Here is a 17769-nt window from a genome sequence, read left to right on the forward strand (position 1 = left end):
CATGCCCCCGCCTCCTCCGCCGCCCAGGGCGGCCGGGGAGGCTCACAAATACTTCCAGGACCTGTGCGGCCCGCCGGACTGCCCCCGTTGCGGCACGGCGCAGAGCTACGCGCTGAAGGGCGGCCGCCTGCGTTGTTCCGGCTGCGGCTACACCTACCACCGCTTCTCGCTGCGCTTCATCAACCGCGGCGGCCTGCCGGCGGAGTACTGGCACGCAATCCTGCACTACTTCGAGCAGGGCCTGCCCCCGCGCGAGGCGGCAGAACGGCTGAGCCTGACCTATCCCACGGTGTTCAAGGCCTACTCCACCATCAGGCTGGCCGTGACCGCGGCCTCGGACGACGGCCGCCGCCTGCTCGACGACAAGGGGGACGCCCTGCGCTTCTGCCCCGGGGTGAACGTGGAGGAGGACCGGCCGCTGTGCCTCACCTGCCGCTCTCCGGTCCTCGGCGTGCGCGAGAACGGCAACGGCGCCCATCTCCGGGTCATCCCGCGCCTCAAGGCCCAGGCGGTATTCACCATGCCGCTCGAGCTCAAGACCTGGCGCACCCTGGTCTTCTCCGGCCCCATGCAGGAGTGGGACGGACTCATCTTCTGCTGCTGCCGCACGGCCCGCAGCCTGTTCCAGGCCAAGTTCACGCAAGGCCCCCTGCGCATGGAGGAGACGGGCTTCTACGCCTTCGCCGAGCAGTGGTTCGCCCGCTACCACTGCCTCGCGCCCGAGACCTCCCTGCCCTACCTGAAGGAGATGGAGCTGCGCTACAACCTGCGCGGCGATTCCCTCTACCCGGTCCTCTCCGACGCGCTGTGCGCCCTGGTGTCAAAACGCGCACACTGATTTTCTAATCCCACCTCCCGTCTTTTTTCCGTATTCTCGCCATACTCAGTCATGAACTCTTGACCAGCGCCCCGGCCACGGCCGGGAGAAAGGAGACCTCTATGGCGCCCCGCGCGTGGCTCAAGCCCCTCGTTCTCGTCCTCGTCGGCGTGGTGGTGGCTTTCCCGCTGTTCATCGGCACCATGCGGGCCATGGCCGTGACCTCCACGCCCGAGTTCTGCGGCTCGTGCCACGAGATCTCGCCCGCGGTCTCGCAGTGGCGGACATCCCCGCACGCGGCCAACAGCCGCGGCCTGCAGGCGCGCTGCATGGACTGCCACCTGCCGCGTCCCGAGGACACCGCCTCCTTCTTCATCATGAAGACCTACCACGGGCTCAAGGACGTCACCGCCCACGTGCTGCACGGGGCGGACGCCTACGACGCCCAGGAAGCGCGCGAAAACGTCTGGCGGACCATGGACAACGAGAACTGTCTGAAGTGCCACAAGGACATTCTCTACATACCGACGAGCCGCGGCGCCATGCTCGCGCACAGAAGCGTCCTCTACCCCCGCCCCGGGGAGAAGGAGCGGCGCTGCACAGACTGTCACTACAGGCTGGTCCACGAGGAGAGGGCCGCCTACGCCAACGGAAGGGACCGGCTTCCCTACCAGGCCCGTGGCCTGCGTTCGGCCGCCGTTCTGAGCGTGCAGTAACCCATGCGGAAAGGAGGAAGGACAATGTCATCCGGAACGTGGCCCAAAGTGATGCTCCTGGTTGCAGGGCTTGCCCTGGCCTGCGCGGGCGTGGCCTTTGCCCAGGCCCAGGCGCAGGGCAACGGGAGCAGGAACTTCTCCAAGCCCAAGGAATTCCGCATAGCGCGGGGCATGTCCGAACAGGCGGTGGCCTGCATCGAATGCCACAAGGCGACCACGCCCGGCATCTTCTCGGACTGGGCCATGAGCCGTCACGCCTCGGCCAACATCAGCTGCCTGGACTGCCACCTGGCGCAGCCGGGCGACAAGGACGTGGCCACCGAGCATGCCAAGTACTACTCGCGCAGCGACATGCCCTACGGCAAGAAGCAGTACGAGGTGCCCATCGCCACCGTGGTCACGCCCAAGGACTGCTCGCGCTGCCACCCCGACGAGGTCGAGCAGTACTCGCGCAGCAAGCATGCCCACACCCTGGAGATCCTCTGGAAGATCGACCCCTGGCTGAACCAGGGCTTCAACTCGGAAAACGAGCGCAAGACCGGCTGCTGGACCTGCCACGGAACCATCATCTCGGTGAAGGACGGCAAGATCGATCCCAAGAGCTGGCCGAACGTGGGCGTGGGCCGGGTGAACCTCGACGGCTCGCTCGGCAGCTGCACCTCCTGCCACACCAGGCACCGCTTCGCCGTGTCCGAGGCGCGCAAGCCCGAGGCCTGCGGCCAGTGCCACCTCGGCCCCGACCACCCGCAGATGGAGATCTACGCCGAGTCCAAGCACGGCGCGATCTACACCGCCTTCAAGAGCACCTACAACTTCGACGCCGCTCCCGGCACCTGGACCGCGGGCGTGGACTACCGCACGCCTACCTGCGCCGCCTGCCACATGTCCGGCTCCGGCAAGGTCCTGACCACGCACGACGTCACCGAGCGGCTCTCCTGGGAGCTGCAGGCGCCCACCACCGTGCGGCCGCAGGACTTCAAGCCCTTCCCGGCCAAGATCGACTGGCAGACGGCGCGCAAGAACATGCAGCAGATCTGCAGCCAGTGCCACAGCGACGCCTGGATCAACGACCACTACAAGGACATGGACAAGACGGTGGAAGAGTACGACACCGTCTACTTCAAGCCGGTCAAGGCCAAGCTCGACGAGCTGTATTCGAAGGGTCTCCTGTCCGACAAGGACCTCTTCGACGAGGCGCTGGAGTGGGAGTACTACGAGTTGTGGCACCACGAGGGCAGGCGGGCGCGCATGGGCTCGGCCATGATGGCCCCGGACTACGCCTGGTGGCACGGCTTCTACGAGTGCAAGCACCATCTCGTGACCTTCATGCAGGAGGCCGAGCACCTGATCTCCACGGGCCAGAAGGCCTACCTCCAGAAGCCCTTCCCGAACGCCACGGGCGACCCGAACAAGCCCGCGATCCTGTTCGAGAAGAAGCAGCAGTAGCCCAAGGGCCGCAGGCCTGAAGACGACGAACGCCCCCGCGCATGATGCGCGGGGGCGTTTTTCGTTGCCGGGGAGGTCCTTCGCCGTTCAGGAAAGGGCGCGCAGGCGCTCCAGGATGTCCTTGGGCACGGTCACGGGGCCGCGCGGCAGGAGGCCGGGCACGAACAGGGGCAGGAGGTCGCGCGCGGCGCAGGGTGCAGGCGCGGGCAGGAAGCCCGCGGCTCGGCCGAGCCAGCCGACCACCGCCTCGGGCGCGACGCCCGCCTCGCGCAGGGCGGCCAGGGTAAGGCTGGCATGGCGCTTGGCGAGCCGCTCGCCCTCCTCGTCCACGAGCAGCGGGACGTGCAGGAACTCAGGCGGGACGTGGCCGAGCAGCCGAAAGAGCCGCACCTGGCCGGGAGTGGAGTCGAGCAGATCCTCGCCGCGCACCACCTGGGTCACGCCCATGGCCGCGTCGTCCACGACCACGGCGAGCTGGTAGGCCCAGACGTGGTCCGAGCGGCGCACGGCGAAGTCGCCGAGCCCGGCGGGCGAGAGGCAGAGCTCGCCGCGCGCGAGGTCCACGAAGCGTTCCTCGCCGCCTTCTCCCGGCGGACAGCGCAGCCGCAGGGCCGGACGGCGGCCAAAGGCCTCGCGCGCACGGCATTCCTCCTCCGAGAGACCGGCGCAGGTGCCGGGATAGGCGGGACCCGCCTCGCCCGCGTGCGGAGCCGAGGCCAGGGCGCGCAGCTCCTTGCGCGTGCAGTAGCAGGGATAGACGAGCCCTTCGGCCCGAAGCCGCGCCACGGCTTCCTCGTACAGATGGGAGCGCCCGCTCTGGACGTAGGGCGCGTGCGGCCCGCCCTTGTCGGGTCCCTCGTCCCAGTCCAGGACGAGCCAGGAGAGGTCGCGCAGGATGGCCTGCGCGAACTCGGGACGCGAGCGCTGCGGGTCCAGGTCCTCCATGCGCAGGACCATCTGCCCTCCCCGGCTCCGGCAGGCGAGCCAGGCCAGGAGGAAGGACCAGGCGTTGCCCAGGTGGATGAAGCCCGTGGGGCTCGGCGCGAAGCGGCCCCTGGGGAGCTTCGCGCCGTTTCCGCTCGTGTTCGTCATGGGGATGGGGCTTGGGCAGGCCGGGCCGCAGCGGCCCGGCCGGGACGGCTACTTGTAGAAGACCTTGATGGTGTTGGTGTGGATGCGCGACTGGCCCGCCGAAGGCTGGCCCGAGGTGATGATCACGTTCTCGCCGGACGTGAAGAGCGGGCTCTTGCTCACCCAACTCTGGGCGCGCTCGAGGTGGCTCTCGAGGGAGGTGTCCGCCAGCCGCGGCCGCACGCCCCAGAAGAAGTTCAGGTAGCGCTGCACGGGCTTGCTCGTGGTCAGGGCGTAGATGGGGTGCGCGGGACGGCGGCTGGAGAGCAGCCGCGCCGTGGCCCCGCTGGTGGAGTGGGCCACCAGGGCCGAGCTGTCCGCCGTCTCGGCCAGGAGGCAGGCGGAATAGGCCATGTACTTGACGAGGTTCTTCTCCTTGCGCGGCGCGTAGGGGCCCTGCACCCGCTCGAGGAAGTACGCCTCCGCGTTCTTGGCGATGTCGCGGATGAAGGCCGTTGCCTCCACCGGATGCTGGCCCACCGCCGTCTCCTCGGAGAGCATCATGCAGTCCGCGCCGTCGAGCACGGCGTTGGCCACGTCCGTGGCCTCGGCCCGCGTCGGCACGGGGTTGTTGACCATGGAGAGGAGCATCTGCGTGGCCACGATGCAGCCCTTCTGGGCGTGGCGGCAGGCGCGGATGATCTTCTTCTGGATCACCGGGACCTCGGAGAGCGGGCATTCGAGCCCCAGGTCGCCGCGCGCCACCATGACCGCGTCTGCGAGCTCGAGGATGGACTCGATGTTCTCCACCGCGTTCTGGCGCTCGATCTTGGCCACCACAGGGACCCACAGCCCGTGCCTGGCGATCTCCTCCTTGATGTCCTCGATGTCCTTGCGCGACTGGACGAAGGAGATGGCGAAGGCGTCGATGCCGATCTCGAGCCCCTCGTGCAGGTCCACGCGGTCCTTGTCCGTGAGCGCGGGCAGGGGGTGGGACTTGCCGGGGAAGGCGATGCCCTTGTGCGAGGTCAGGAGGCCCGAGTTGTGCGCGCGCAGGAGGAAGCGCCTGTCCGGCTCCAGGACCTCCTCCACGTCGAACTGGAGCATGCCGTCGGAGAGCGTCACGGGCATGCCCTCGGAGAGGCCCTTCAGGACCTCGGGCACGTCCACGGTGATGAAGGCGCAGGCGTCGCCGCGGGGCATCTCGCCGGTCAGGGCCAACTCCACCAGGCAGGTCTTCTCGATGGTCAGGGGCGAGCCCTGGACCTCGCCGATGCGGATCTTGGGGCCGCAGAGGTCGCCGAGCACGGTCAGGGGCACGCCCATCTCGTCCTCGATCTGGCGGATCATCTGGACCACGGGGATGAATTTCTCGGCCGTGGAGTGGGAGAAGTTGAGGCGGAAGATGCGCACGCCGTTCTCGGCCATGGCGCGCATGATCGTGCTGTCAGTCGACGAGGGGCCGAGCGTGGCCACTATCCTGGTCCGCATGGGGTCCATCTTCATCCTCCGAAAAAGCTTTCCGAAAACTGTTTCGCGCCGGATGCGCGTTCACGTCGTGTCAGTCAGCTTGCCTAGCATACTTCCCGCACGAATTCACCTCCCGGCCGCGACGATAAAATACCTTGCCCGCCCTTCCGGTTGCGGTAGTATCGTCAGGCTGCGGGGTCTTTTCCCTCGAAGGCACCCGCCTCAACGCCGCAGACCGCCCCCTGAGGAGAAACGACGAAATGCTGCGCCATCCGCTCATTACCGGCATCGCCCTGGCCGTCGTCCTGGCGGGCACCCTTTGCCTTTCCGCGCCCGCCCCGGCCGCGTCCTGGGACTGGCTCGCAAGGTCCAAGGATGCGCCCGACACCGAAATCATGCATTCCGAACGCCAGGACTTCCACGTCCAGGTCGTGGCCGAGGGGCTCCAAAGCCCCTGGGGCATGGCCTTCCTGCCGGACGGCCGCATCCTGGTCACGGAACGGGCGGGCAGAATCCGCGTCGTCGAAGAGGGCGGGCTCCGGCCGGGGGCGCTCTCCGGGGTGCCCGAGGTGGATGCGCGCGGCGAGGGCGGGCTGCTCGACATCGCCCTGCATCCGGATTTCGCGCGCAACCACCAGCTCTTCCTGACCTACGTCGCCCCCACGCCGAAGGGGAGCATGACCCGCGTGGCACGCTACCGACTCACGGACGAGGGGCTCGCGGACGAAAAGATCATCTTTCCGGGCGCGCCCGACGGCAACAGGCACATACACTTCGGCAGCAGGCTGCTCTTCCTCCCGGACGGGACGCTCCTCGTGACCATCGGCGACCGGGGACAGGGACGCCGGGCCCAGGACCTCATGGACCTGAACGGCAAGACCCTGCGCCTTTCCGACGACGGAGGCGTGCCCCAGGACAACCCCTTCGTCGGCAGAAAGGATGCCCGGCCGGAGATCTATACATACGGCAACCGCAATTCCCAGGGCATGGCCATCCATCCCGTGTTGGGCATGGTCGTGCAGACCGAGCACGGCCCCTCGGGCTTCGACGGCCCGGGCGGCGGGGACGAGATCAACATCGTCAAGCCCGGGGCAAACTACGGCTGGCCCCTGGTCCATCACACGCAGACCAGGCCGGGCACGCTGGCACCCGTGCTCGAATACACGCCCGCCGTGGCCCCCTCGGGGGCCTGCTTCTCCCGCGGCGGCCTCCTTCCCGGCTGGACGAACGACTTCTTCTTCGCCTGCCTGGTAGGAGAACGGCTCGTGCGCGTGCGTTTTTCAGGTCAAAAGGTCACCGAGCAGGAGGTCCTGCTCAAGGGCGTGTACGGCCGCCTGCGGGACGTGGCGAGCGGACCGGACGGAGCGCTCTACGTCCTGACCTCGTCCACGGACGCCTACGGGCCGGGGCGCAAGGGCGGCGACCGGCTGCTGCGGCTCGCTCCCGCACCCTAGGCTTCCTCGCGGAAGGTCCCGGAAATATGGGGCCTCGACATTCAGCCAAGTCCCCAGGAGGTCCCGATGTCCCCATCCACTACGTTCGTCCCCGCCCGGCAGCTGGCCGAGCGCCTAGCGGCAGAGCCCAAACTGCCCGTGCTCTGCCTGCTGCCGCCCGAGGTCCACGCCGCCAAGCGCCTGCCCGGCGCGGCCTGCACCTGCGTCTACGAGGTCATCTTCCCCCAGTTGGTGGCCAAGGCAGCGCCCGATCCCGCGCGCACCGTGGCCGTGTACGGCGCGGGCGAGGGCTCGCGCGACAGCCATGCCGCAGCGGCCAAGCTCGCGGCCCTCGGCTACGGGGACGTGCTCGTCCTGGAAGGCGGGATCGAAGCCTGGGAGCGCGCCGGACTGCCGCTGGAAGGCGGCGCGGCCGCCGTGCCGCTCGTCGACGCGGCGGTGCTGCAGCCCGTGCCCGGAACCTACCGCCTGCGGCCCGGGGAGTGCTCCCTGGAATGGGTGGGCCGCAACCGCAAGAACCGCCATCACGGCTCCGCCGCCATCGAGTCGGGCGAGCTGGTCTTCGAGCCCGAGACCATGCGCGGCACGGTGCGGGTAGACATGACCTCCCTGCGCAACCATGACCTCGAGGATCCCGAGCTGAACACGCTGCTCGTCACGCACCTGAGCTCCGAGGACTTCTTCCTCACCGCCCTCTTCCCCAAGGCCAGGCTCGAGATCACGGACACTGTCCCCCTGCCCTCGGCCACGCCGGGCACGCCCAACCGGCAGGTCCACGCCCGCCTCGAACTGCGCGGCGTGACCCGCCCCCTCTGCTTTCCCGCGACGTTCGCGCGCACGGACGAGGGGCTGCTCACGGCCGAGGCCCACTTCGACCTCGACCGCACGCTCTGGGGCGCGGACTACGGCTCAGGCAGGCTCTACCGCTTCCTCGGCTACCACCTGGTCTACGACGACGTCTCCGTGTCGGTCAGCCTGAACGCGGAGCTCGTCACCCCTTGAGCCTTGGCCCGGGCCGGGCTAAGGCACGGGGGAGGACGAATTCCGCAAACCGCATCCAGGAGCAGGCACACACCGCATGAGGCAGCTTCCCGATCCCATCTCCCTGGCCCGGACCCTGGTCCGAACGGACACGAGCAATCCCCCCGGCAACGAGGAACCCGCGGCGCACCTGCTCGGCGGCCTCCTCGAGGAGGCCGGGTTCTCGGTGCGCTATCCCGGGTTCGCACCCGGCCGCACGAACGTGGTGGCCGAGCTTCCCGGCGCCGACATGGACGGCTGCCTCTGCCTCTCGGGCCACATGGACACCGTGCCCGCGGGACAGGGGACGTGGTCGCGCCCGCCCTTCTCCGGCGAGCTGGCCGAGGGCAGGCTCTGGGGCCGGGGCAGCGCGGACATGAAGGGCGGCGTGGCCGCCCTGGTCTCGGCCGCCGTGCGCGTTGCCGCACGCGCCGCAAGAAGCGGCAGGCCGCTCGCGCGCGGCCTGCGCGTGGTGCTCTCGGCGGGCGAGGAGACCGGCCTGGACGGCGCGAAGTTTCTGGAGACGCAGCCGGGGCTGCTCGGACGGGCCGGGGCGGTCGTCGTGGCCGAGCCCACGGACTGCCGCCTGCTGCTCGGCCACAAGGGCGTGCTCTGGCTGGACGGGACGAGCCTCGGCCGCTCGGCCCACGGCTCCATGCCCGAGCAGGGCGACAACGCCCTGTACAAGGCCTGCGAGGCCGCGCTCAAGCTGCGCGACGCCTTCGCGGAGGCGACGCAGAGCGCCGACCATCCGGTCATGGGACGCCCGACGCTCTCCGTGAACACGCTGCGCGCGGGCGGGAAGATAAACGTGGTGCCCGCCCGGGCCGAGCTGGAGGTGGACATCCGCCTGACCCCGGGGCTTTCCGGCCTCGCGCTCATGGGGCGGCTGCAGGAGACGGCCGGGGAGCTCTGCGAGCTCAGGCTGCGCGACTGCCACGGCCCGGCCTGGACCGAGCCGGACCATCCCTTCGCCCTGGAGGCGGCCGAGGCCGCGAAACGCGCCACGGGCGCCGCGCATCCGCCCGCAGCGGCCCCCTACTTCACGGACGGCTCGGTGCTCGCCCGCGCCTATCCGGGCGCCGGGCTGGTGCTCTTCGGTCCCGGCGCGCCCTCCGCCTGCCATACCACGGACGAATCCTGCCCCGTGGAGCAGATCGCCACGGCCGCGACCTTCTACGAAGATCTCGCAGCGGCCTGGTGCCGCCCCTGAAGGGCCTGCCGGAAGGCAGCTACAAGGTAGCTCGGATCTTCCGATCGCTTCGGACAAGAAAACGGCCGGGAGGCAAAACCTCCCGGCCGTTTTCCGAATTCACGCGAATTCGCGCGGATCTGCGCTATTCCCAAGAGATGCACTGTGCGGGGCAGGTATCGATGGCCTCCTGGATCTCCTCCTCGGAGTTGCCGTCGGGATTGGTCACGTAAGCCTTGCCGATGGACTCGTTGAAGGCGAAGGTGTTGGGAGCGAGCTCCACGCAGGTCTCGCAACCGATGCAGGCGTCCTCGTCGATGACGACATTCTTGCCCATCACAAAACCTCCTAAGGTTATAGTCTCTCGCGTAAAGATGCCAGAACTCCCGGCGGAAGGCGAGTTCTTTCCTCCACCCGGCGGGAAGTTATTCCTCCCAGGAGATGCACTGCACAGGACAGGTGTCGATGGCCTCCTGGACGTCTTCCTCGCTGCTGGCGTCCGGATCGGTCACGTAGGCCTTGCTCGTGGATTCGTTGAAGGAGAAGGTGCTCGGCGCTATTTCCACGCAGCTTTCGCAGCCGATGCAGGTCTCTTCATCGATGATGACCATCTTTCCCATGATAAACCTCCTGAAAATAAAGACTTTTTAGGCCAGCACAGTTTGCCTTTGTTCCAGCATATCACCATTTCGGGTGATGACAACATCCTTCACCGGAACATGCGAGCCGGCAAGCTGTGCGGCACGGTGCACGAGGCCGGAAAGCCCGGTGCAGCACGGCACCTCCATACGCAGCACGGTCACGCTCCTGACCCCGCCGTGCTCGAAGATCTCCGTGAACTTTGCCAGGTAGGCCTCCACGTCGTCGAACTTGGGGCAGCCGATCATGACCACCTTGCCCGCCAGCACGTTCGGGTTGAAGCCGGCCAGGGCCACGGGCGCGCAGTCCGCGGCCACGACCAGGTCGGCGCCGCGCAGGAAGGGCGCGTTCGGCGGCACGAGCTTGATCTTCACCGGCCAGTGCGAGAGGGCGGAGGCAGGGGCCGGGACCTCCTCCTCGTCACCGCCCATGCAGGCGCAGGGGCCGGACGCGGCGGCACGGGGCTTCATCTGCATCATGGCCGAGCCCGGGCAGCCGCAGCCGAACGTCGGCTTCTCCTCGGCTTCCTCGGCGTTCATGCGGGCCACGTGGGCATGGGCCGCCGCCTCGTCGAAATCCTCGGCCTCGCGCTCGATGACGCGCAGCGCGCCCTGGGGGCAATGGCCGAGGCAGGCGCCCAGGCCGTCGCAGTAGATGTCCTTCACGATGCGCGCCTTGCCGTCCACGATGGCCAGGGCGCCCTCGGCGCAGGAAGGGATGCAGGCGCCGCAGCCGTCGCAGCGTTCCTCGTCTATCTCGATGATCTTGCGAAGCACTTTCGTCTCGGTCATTTTTTCTCTCCTTGTCGTCAGCCTCGACCCACATATAGCGACTGCACGCCCGCGCGCCATTGACCCAAGTCAATCTCCCCGCTTTTTTTCAAAAAAGATGTCTCCTCCTGAGGCGTGCTGCGTATCGACGGCGTTCTCCGTTGTCCATGTCGCTCGGACCGTTCGCGGAAATCCGGCGGCTGCGTTTTTTCCAACGGCAAAAGGCGCGCTCCCTTGCGGGAGCGCGCCTGGCTATGGAGGAGGCGGAATGCGGAAGGCGTGCCTTACCCGAGGATGGCCTTCAGGTCCTCGTCGGGCGTGGTGATGGGCATGATGTTGTAGTTCTTGACCAGCACGTCCAGGACGTTCGGGGTCAGGAACGCGGGCAGGGAGGGCCCGAGGCGGATGTTTTTGATGCCGAGGTAGAACAGCGTCAGCAGGATGGCCACGGCCTTCTGCTCGTACCAGGAGAGCACCATGGAGAGCGGCAGGTCGTTGACCCCGCAGTCGAAGGCATTGGCCAGGGCCACGGCGATCTGGATGGCCGAGTAGGCGTCGTTGCACTGGCCCACGTCCAGCAGGCGCGGGATGCCGCCGATGTCGCCGAGCTGCTTGTCGAAGAAGCGGAACTTGCCGCAGGCCAGCGTCAGGACCACGGTGTCCTTGGGCGTCTTCTCCACGAACTCGGTGTAGTAGTTGCGGCCGGGCTTGGCGCCGTCGCAGCCCGCGACCAGGAAGAAGCGCTTGATGGCCCCGCTCTTCACGGCCTCCACGACCTTGTCGGCCACGGAGAGGATGGCGTTGCGGGCGAAGCCGGTCATGATCGTGCCCCGGTCCACGTCCTCGGGGAAGCCGGGCATGTCCAGCGCCTTGGCGATCACCGGGCCGAAGTCCTTGCTGCCGTCGGCCTTCTCGCCGATGTGCTGCGCGCCCGGCCAGGCGACGAGGCCCGAGGTGAAGATGTTGTCCATGTACTCTTTGCGCGGGCGCTGGATGCAGTTGGTGGTCATCAGGATGGCGCCCGGGAAGTCGGCGAACTCCTTCTGCTGATTCTGCCAGGCCGTGCCGTAGTGGCCGAAGAAGTGCGGGTGCTTCTTGAGCTCGGGGTAGCCGTGGCAGGGCAGCATCTCACCGTGGGTGTAGACGGAGATGCCCTTGCCGGCGGTCTGCTCGAGGAGCATCTGCAGGTCCTTCAGGTCGTGGCCGGAGACCACGATGGCCTTGCCCTTCTTGTAGCCGAGGGGCACGGTGGTAGGCACCGGATGGCCGTAGGTGCCGGTGTTGCCCGCGTCCAGGAGCTCCATGGTGCGCAGGTTGATGCGGCCGCACTCGAGCACCAGGCCGACCCAGTCCTCGAGGGAGATGTCGTTGCGCTCGGTGGCGGCCAGCCCCTTCTGCATGAAGGCGTAGACCTCGTCGTCCTCCTGGCCCAGGATGGCGGCATGGTCGGCGTAGGCGGCCACGCCCTTCAGCCCGTAGATCAGGGTCTGCTTGAGGGCCTTGATGTCGGGGTTCAGCTCGGGATCCTTCTCGATGCCGTGGGCCTCGCCCTGGGCGACCATTCCGGCCACGTCGGCGGCCGGGACGAAGGTGGCGGAACCGGCGGGAATCTGTCCGCCCGCGGCCTTGACCTTGGCGGCCAGGGCATCGCGCCTGGTCACGGTCTCGCGGCAGAGTTCGGCCAGACGCTCGGTGTCGAAATCGACGTTGGTCAGCGTGGAAAAGGTGGCCTTGGCCATGAAGTGGCCGAGCGAGGGCTCGTAGACGCCCTTCTCTCGGGCGGCCAGGGCCACATGGGACAGGCCTTTCTGGAGGTAGACCAGAAGATCCTGCATGGCCGCGACGTCCGGCTGCTTGCCGCACACGCCGACCTTGGTGCAACCCGTTCCGGCCGCGGTCTGCTCGCATTGGTAACAAAACATGATGAACCTCCTTGCTGATTCGGGAAGTGTGGTTTCCTTGCTCGTTGGGGCCACATTGCCCCGGAGTGGGGATTCACACCTTGACTTAGATCAACTTGGAGGGTTTTTTCAAAAAAAATCTTCGGGGCAACGAAATGACACAGACGGATCTGGTTCGCGCCATCGACTTCTTCAACGGACTGCCCGACGCGCAGGCCGCCGCGCTCTCGGCCATCGCCCACACGGAGCGGGCCCCGCGGGGCAAGGAGATATTCCGCGAGGGGGAGGAGGCGGCGGGCCTCTACGGGGTGCTCGAGGGCCGGGTCAAGATCGCCAAGCTCTCGCCCACGGGCAAGGAGCAGATCCTGCACATACTCGGCCCGGGCGAGCTCTTCGCCGAAGTGCCGGTCTTCGCGGGCAAGAGCTACCCGGCCACGGCCGCGGCGGTGGACGACTCGCGCCTGCTCTTCATACCGCGCCGGGCGTTCCGCGACATGCTGGCCGGTGATCCGGACCTGGCCATGGGCATGCTGGCCATCCTCTCCACGAGGCTTCGCGAGTTCGCGCGCAAGATCGAGGCGCTCTCGCTCAAGGAGGTGCCGGAGCGCCTGGCGGCGCACCTCCTGCTGCTGCGCGGCGAGCAGGACAGCGACAGGCTGCGCCTTGACCTGCCCAAGGGCCAGCTCGCCGCCCTGCTCGGCACCATCCCGGAGACGCTCTCGCGCGTGCTCAAGAAGATGGCCGAGGCGGGCTACATACGCGTGGAAGGCAGCCAGGTGACCGTTGCCGACACGGACGGGCTCTCCGCCCTGGCCCAGGGGCTGGAGCGGCTCTAGTCCGGGACGCCGCCCTGGCGCCCTAGTCCCTGCGCAGCGTCTCCACGAGCTCGTCCAGGCTCTCGGAGGATTTCTCGAGCGCTCTCAGGGCGTGGCCGCAAGCCTCCATGCTCTCCGCCGTCTCCCGGGCGATGACGCTCACGTCGTCCACGGCGCGGGTGATCTGCTCGCTGGCCGCGGACTGCTCCTCCGAGGCCGCCGCGATGGAGCTGACCTGCTGCGAGGAGGCGCCCACGATCTCCACGATGGAGCGCAGCGAGACCCCGGCCTCCTCGGCCAGGGAGACGGCGCCGTCCACGGAACGCGCCGCGACCTCGACCTCCGAGACGCTGCGCCTCGCCCCCTCCTGGATGGAGGAGACGGCCGCGCCGACCTCCTTGGTGGCGACCATGGTCTTCTCGGCCAGCTTGCGCACCTCGTCCGCGACCACGGCGAAGCCGCGCCCGGCGTCACCGGCCCGCGCGGCCTCGATGGCGGCGTTCAGCGCCAACAGGTTGGTCTGGTCCGCGATGTCCGAGATCACGGACATGATGCGGCCGATGCCCTCGGCCTGCGCTCCCAGACCGTCTATGACTTCCTTCACGGTCCCGGTGTGGCGCTTCACGTCCATGACCGCCTCCACCACCCGTCCCACCACGGCCGAGCCGTCGTCCGCGCGCGTCCCGGCGGCGTCTGCGCTCTGGGCGGCCTTGGCCGCGTTGCCTGCCACCTCGAGCACCGTGGCGTTCATCTGCTCCATGGCCGTGGCCACCTCGGTCGTGCGGTCGCGCTGGCGCTCGGTGCCCCCGGCCACCTGCTCGATGCGCTCGGACAGGCTCCCGGTCGCCTCGCCCAGATCGCGGGCCACGCCCGAAAGACGCTGCGCGGCCTCCAGGAGTCCGGCGCGCCGGGCCTCCTGCGCGCGTTGACGCTCGGCTTCCGCCTCGGCCAGCGCAGCCTCGGCCCGCGCCTTCTCGGACTCCGCCTTGGCCTGGCTCGACCGCGCCTTCTCCACGCCGGCCTTGATGGTGCGGGCCATGGAGGCAATGGCCGCATGCACGCCGTGCGCGCGGGAGACGTCGATGCCGTCGGCCGCGTCGAGCTCTCCTCTCGCGATGCGCGCCGTGAGCCGCTCGAGGTCGTCGGGCTCTGCCCCGAGGCGGCGCCCGAGCTGGCGCACGACCATCAGGCAGCCGATCCCGGCGAGAACGGCGGTGACGAGCAGCAGGGCGAACTGCAACCTGTTCGTGTCCTGCAGAGAGGCGGACAGTTTCCGGCTCGTCTGCTGCGCCTCCTGGCGCAGCTCCTCGACCAGGGGGTCGATCATTCCGGCCGTGGCCTCGGTCCTGGCGTCGAACTCCTTCATGATCGCGTTGCCAGCGTCGATTCCCTGCGAGACATAGGCCGCGGCCATGCGCCTGCCCATCTCGTGCAGCTCGTGCAGGGAGGTCCGAAGCTTCCCGATCCGGTCGAGCATCTCCCGGTCGCCCTCGTCGCGCGCGATGGCCTCGATCTTCGAGGCGGCATCGTCGAAGTCCTGCACGGACTTCTCCGCCTCCTCGTAGCCGCCGTCGTCGTGCGTCGCGGAGACGTCGGTGAGGAACTGCTGCACGTTCACTGCGTCGAGCTTCATGCGGTCGGCAAGGACGATCTGCCGGATGTTCTCGTCCGTCAGCCGCGAAAGCTCCCCGCCCGCCTTGCCGATGGACCAGGACATGATGCCCGCGGCGCAGGCCATGAGCGCCAGGACGAAGACGACGAGACCGCTGATGCGCATCCCTACTGTGAGACGCATATGATTTTCCCCCCTTGCGTGATGTCCAGAGGATGTACCGGAATTTATCCGGATTGATTAGATCAGGATATTGCCGGTGCCCAGAATGATAGTACGCCCATACACGGAGACAAGTATTTTTCAGTCCGCGCCGGAGTGCCGCGCGCCGCAGGCGCCTTGCCTTCGGATATGCGAGCGGGTATGTCTGTCCCGCCTTCACGGCAAGGAGGTTTCATGGCCCAAGACGACGCCACGCAAGCATTTCTGGACAGTCTGCCCGAGGTGAAGCCCGGCGAGAGCTTCCGCTTCGCCTGCCACCCGGGCGTGAAATGCTTCAACGCCTGCTGCGGCGACCTGACACTGATGCTCACGCCCTTCGACGTCATGCGCCTGCGCCGCAACCTCGCCCTGTCCAGCCGCGAGTTCCTGGCCTCCCTGGCCGATGTGAGCGTGGCCCCGGACACGGGGTTCCCGTTGCTCAGGCTGCGCATGACCGACGCCCCGGGCAAGCCCTGCCCCTTCGTGCGCCGCGAGGGCTGCTCCGTCTACCCGGACCGGCCCGGGGCCTGCCGCACCTACCCCATCGGCCGCGCCTCGCGCCTCGACGCCGAGGGCGGCATCATCGAGCAGTTCTTCCTGGTGCGCGAGCCGCACTGCAAGGGCTTTGACGAGGACAAGGACTGGACGCCCGGGGAGTGGCTCTCCGACCAGGGGCTCAAGATCTACAACGCGGCCAACGACCGCTACGTGCGGCTCCTGGCGCGGCAGAAGAAGAGCGGCGCGGCCATCGACCACAAAAAGGCCACCATGGTTCTCATGGCCCTCTACCAACTGGACAATTTCCGGTCTTTCGTGAAAGACATGGGCCTGTTCAAACGGCTGGACGTGGACGCCGAACGCCAGGAAAAGGTGCTTGCGGAAGACGAGGCGGCGCTGGACTTCGCCCTGGACTGGGTGGAGCTGGCGCTCTTCGGAGACGCAGAAGGCCTGAGCCGCAAGGGGTAGCCGGGCGGCACACCGAACCGTAACGCGGCCGGCGTATCGTCCGGCCGCGCACACAGCCTGAACGCAAAGCCTGCAAGGAGCCATGCAATGCGCCGTATCGTACGCCTTCTCGCGCCGCTGTGCCTGATCCTGGCCCTTTCCGCATGCGGACTGACCGACCGCGGCGGTCCGTGGTGGGAGCCCGAGGACCACCCCTACCAGATCGACCCGACGACGAACGTGCAGGCCGAGCTCCCGGCCGGCGACTACCTGACCGTGATCGTTCCGCTCAAGCGCAACGAGCCCGTGTCCGAGCAGCCCGACTACAACCCGCGCCTCATGCACTTCGCGGGCTTCCGCTTCAGCCCGCCCACCAAGCGCGAATACGACGAAGGCAAGAACGGCCAGTTCATCTTCTCCTTCATCACCCTGGAGGCGGGCGATTCGGAGGTGGTCATCCACCGTCTGGGCCCGGACAAGAAGCCCGCGCCGGTGGTCTATGCCAAGCTCTCCGTGAAGGTCGTGAACGGCGACTAGCTTCCACCGCATGAACGGCCCCACAGCGGGGCCCGCGGCGCGCCCGGCGCCCCTTCGGGGGACCGGGCGCGCCTCTGTTTCCGATTCCTGCCCGGCTCCGGCGCGCGGCTGCGCGGACGGCTACCGGCCGGTGCTCGGGCTGCGGATGAGCCGCGGCCGAAGCCCGGCCGACGTTCACGCAAAGCATTGGGGAAGTCGGCGCGGAATCCGCGACGAAACCGGAGGCGGAGGCGAAAATGCGAGGCGGGTGCGGCAGAGGGGGCGTGAGCGGAGCGGAGAAGTGAAAACCTCCGCCCGGCCAGCCGGGGAGGCCGACCGGGCGGAGGGGCTGTTATGCGCCAGCATTGGCGCATGACAGGAGGGGGTAATGGAGACTTACCCCCTCCCGTCGACAAAATCCACAAAAAAGCTTCGGACCCCGAAGACTTTTTTTCATCGAATGCGCGGTCTTAGTGCCGCAACAAGATATCGGAGATCATGTCGGGAGCGTCCGCTGCGAAGCCGCCGCGCAGGGCGCGCGGCAGGGAGGGAAAAAAGTCGGGCCGCCGTCCGGGTGCGCTTCCCCCGTGCGCCCGGACGACGGCCCTTTGAGACACCATGGCGGTCGAGAGACCGAAGCTATGGTGTGAATGCTACGCTGCCGGGGTCGGCTTCCCCCTCGCTGTCATAGGCCCATGCCCCGACGCGGCTGCGTCGGCCGGTCCCGCCGCGGACTGCCCGCGAACGGCCGGATATGTTCTGCGATACCGAAACCGGCAGCATAATCTCGTGGCGCGATTTCGCGCTGTCAAAGAACCCGGCTGAGATCCGCGAACCCCTGGTTTCTGTCGGAGCGCCCCCCCAGGCACTCCTGGACGAACCTGCACAGGGATCCCGATCCAGCCTCCCCCAGGTAGCGGTCCCGCTCTTTTCCCCCATGGTAGAGCAGGAAGGTCGGCGTTCCGAGGACGTTGAACCTGCTGCGTGCCGCAGGCATTTCGTCCTCTCCGAGGATCACGACCTGAAGCCGCTCCCCGAACCGTTCCGCCACCATGCCCAGGGCTTCCAGCTGCTTCGCGGCCCTCTCCCTGCTCCCCAGGCAGGCTACGAGCACCGGCGTCGCGCCGTCCGAATCCTGAGCCGTGCTGTCAATCCCCCAAGAGACATCGGGCATGAAAATCATC

Annotated in this window: 17 protein-coding genes; 9 read left to right on the forward strand and 8 right to left on the reverse strand. The window is 67.9% G+C overall.

Annotated elements, in window-relative coordinates; genetic code table 11:
• The first annotated feature begins 1 nt into the window (after nucleotide 1).
• From DSX2_RS15050 to DSX2_RS15060, 3 genes are all read left to right on the forward strand, one after another.
• On the forward strand, nucleotides 2–838 hold the full coding sequence (locus tag DSX2_RS15050; RefSeq protein WP_152512975.1) for a transposase: 837 nt from the start codon (nucleotides 2–4) through the stop codon (nucleotides 836–838).
• Nucleotides 839–939: 101 nt separating this feature from the next.
• A complete protein-coding gene (locus DSX2_RS15055) occupies nucleotides 940–1533 on the forward strand; it encodes a NapC/NirT family cytochrome c (protein WP_020881855.1) in 594 nt (197 codons plus the stop codon).
• 24 nt (nucleotides 1534–1557) lie between these two features.
• The gene (locus tag DSX2_RS15060) at nucleotides 1558–2979 is read left to right on the forward strand and encodes a multiheme c-type cytochrome (RefSeq protein ID WP_020881856.1); all 1422 of its coding nucleotides are present in this window, start codon (nucleotides 1558–1560) and stop codon (nucleotides 2977–2979) included.
• A gap of 87 nt (nucleotides 2980–3066) precedes the next feature.
• Here the strand turns inward: DSX2_RS15060 and gluQRS are convergent, their stop codons facing one another.
• Both gluQRS and pyk read right to left on the reverse strand, forming a co-directional pair.
• Nucleotides 3067–4071, reverse strand: coding sequence for a tRNA glutamyl-Q(34) synthetase GluQRS (gene gluQRS / locus DSX2_RS15065; protein ID WP_020881857.1), 1005 nt, complete (start codon nucleotides 4069–4071; stop codon nucleotides 3067–3069).
• Nucleotides 4072–4119: 48 nt separating this feature from the next.
• Nucleotides 4120–5541: a pyruvate kinase gene (pyk, locus tag DSX2_RS15070; protein WP_035042954.1), complete on the reverse strand. Its 1422-nt coding sequence runs from the start codon at nucleotides 5539–5541 to the stop codon at nucleotides 4120–4122.
• A gap of 239 nt (nucleotides 5542–5780) precedes the next feature.
• Here pyk and DSX2_RS15075 point away from each other — a divergent pair, with 239 nt between their 5' ends.
• The 3 genes from DSX2_RS15075 to DSX2_RS15085 all read left to right on the forward strand — a co-directional run bounded on the left by DSX2_RS15075 (nucleotide 5781) and on the right by DSX2_RS15085 (nucleotide 9207).
• A complete protein-coding gene (locus DSX2_RS15075) occupies nucleotides 5781–6974 on the forward strand; it encodes a PQQ-dependent sugar dehydrogenase (protein ID WP_020881859.1) in 1194 nt (397 codons plus the stop codon).
• 66 nt (nucleotides 6975–7040) lie between these two features.
• Nucleotides 7041–7976: a YceI family protein gene (locus tag DSX2_RS15080; RefSeq protein ID WP_020881860.1), complete on the forward strand. Its 936-nt coding sequence runs from the start codon at nucleotides 7041–7043 to the stop codon at nucleotides 7974–7976.
• Between the two features lie 76 nt (nucleotides 7977–8052).
• The gene (locus DSX2_RS15085; RefSeq protein ID WP_020881861.1) at nucleotides 8053–9207 is read left to right on the forward strand and encodes a M20 family metallopeptidase; all 1155 of its coding nucleotides are present in this window, start codon (nucleotides 8053–8055) and stop codon (nucleotides 9205–9207) included.
• Nucleotides 9208–9331: 124 nt separating this feature from the next.
• Here the strand turns inward: DSX2_RS15085 and DSX2_RS15090 are convergent, their stop codons facing one another.
• The 4 genes from DSX2_RS15090 to hcp form a co-directional block, all read right to left on the reverse strand.
• The gene (locus DSX2_RS15090; protein WP_020881862.1) at nucleotides 9332–9523 is read right to left on the reverse strand and encodes a ferredoxin; all 192 of its coding nucleotides are present in this window, start codon (nucleotides 9521–9523) and stop codon (nucleotides 9332–9334) included.
• 88 nt (nucleotides 9524–9611) lie between these two features.
• Nucleotides 9612–9806, reverse strand: a complete 195-nt coding sequence (locus DSX2_RS15095; RefSeq protein ID WP_020881863.1) for a ferredoxin — start codon at nucleotides 9804–9806, stop codon at nucleotides 9612–9614.
• A gap of 27 nt (nucleotides 9807–9833) precedes the next feature.
• On the reverse strand, nucleotides 9834–10616 hold the full coding sequence (locus DSX2_RS15100; protein WP_020881864.1) for an ATP-binding protein: 783 nt from the start codon (nucleotides 10614–10616) through the stop codon (nucleotides 9834–9836).
• 263 nt (nucleotides 10617–10879) lie between these two features.
• Nucleotides 10880–12517 (reverse strand): hydroxylamine reductase, encoded by a 1638-nt coding sequence (gene hcp, locus DSX2_RS15105; protein WP_020881865.1) that lies wholly within the window; start codon nucleotides 12515–12517, stop codon nucleotides 10880–10882.
• Between the two features lie 134 nt (nucleotides 12518–12651).
• Between hcp and DSX2_RS15110 the strand changes: the two genes are divergently transcribed.
• The gene (locus tag DSX2_RS15110; RefSeq protein WP_020881866.1) at nucleotides 12652–13332 is read left to right on the forward strand and encodes a Crp/Fnr family transcriptional regulator; all 681 of its coding nucleotides are present in this window, start codon (nucleotides 12652–12654) and stop codon (nucleotides 13330–13332) included.
• A gap of 22 nt (nucleotides 13333–13354) precedes the next feature.
• Here DSX2_RS15110 and DSX2_RS15115 read toward each other — a convergent pair whose 3' ends face one another.
• Nucleotides 13355–15106: a methyl-accepting chemotaxis protein gene (locus tag DSX2_RS15115; RefSeq protein ID WP_020881867.1), complete on the reverse strand. Its 1752-nt coding sequence runs from the start codon at nucleotides 15104–15106 to the stop codon at nucleotides 13355–13357.
• A gap of 213 nt (nucleotides 15107–15319) precedes the next feature.
• Here DSX2_RS15115 and DSX2_RS15120 point away from each other — a divergent pair, with 213 nt between their 5' ends.
• Nucleotides 15320–16090: a YkgJ family cysteine cluster protein gene (locus tag DSX2_RS15120; protein ID WP_020881868.1), complete on the forward strand. Its 771-nt coding sequence runs from the start codon at nucleotides 15320–15322 to the stop codon at nucleotides 16088–16090.
• Nucleotides 16091–16177: 87 nt separating this feature from the next.
• Entirely contained in the window at nucleotides 16178–16606 is a 429-nt protein-coding gene (locus DSX2_RS15125; RefSeq protein WP_020881869.1) for a hypothetical protein, read from the forward strand.
• 787 nt (nucleotides 16607–17393) lie between these two features.
• Here the strand turns inward: DSX2_RS15125 and DSX2_RS15130 are convergent.
• A complete protein-coding gene (locus tag DSX2_RS15130; RefSeq protein ID WP_020881870.1) occupies nucleotides 17394–17768 on the reverse strand; it encodes a thioredoxin family protein in 375 nt (124 codons plus the stop codon).
• Nucleotide 17769 lies beyond the last annotated feature (1 nt).

It is taken from the genome of Desulfovibrio sp. X2, assembly GCF_000422205.1.
Lineage (GTDB): Bacteria > Desulfobacterota > Desulfovibrionia > Desulfovibrionales > Desulfovibrionaceae > Alkalidesulfovibrio.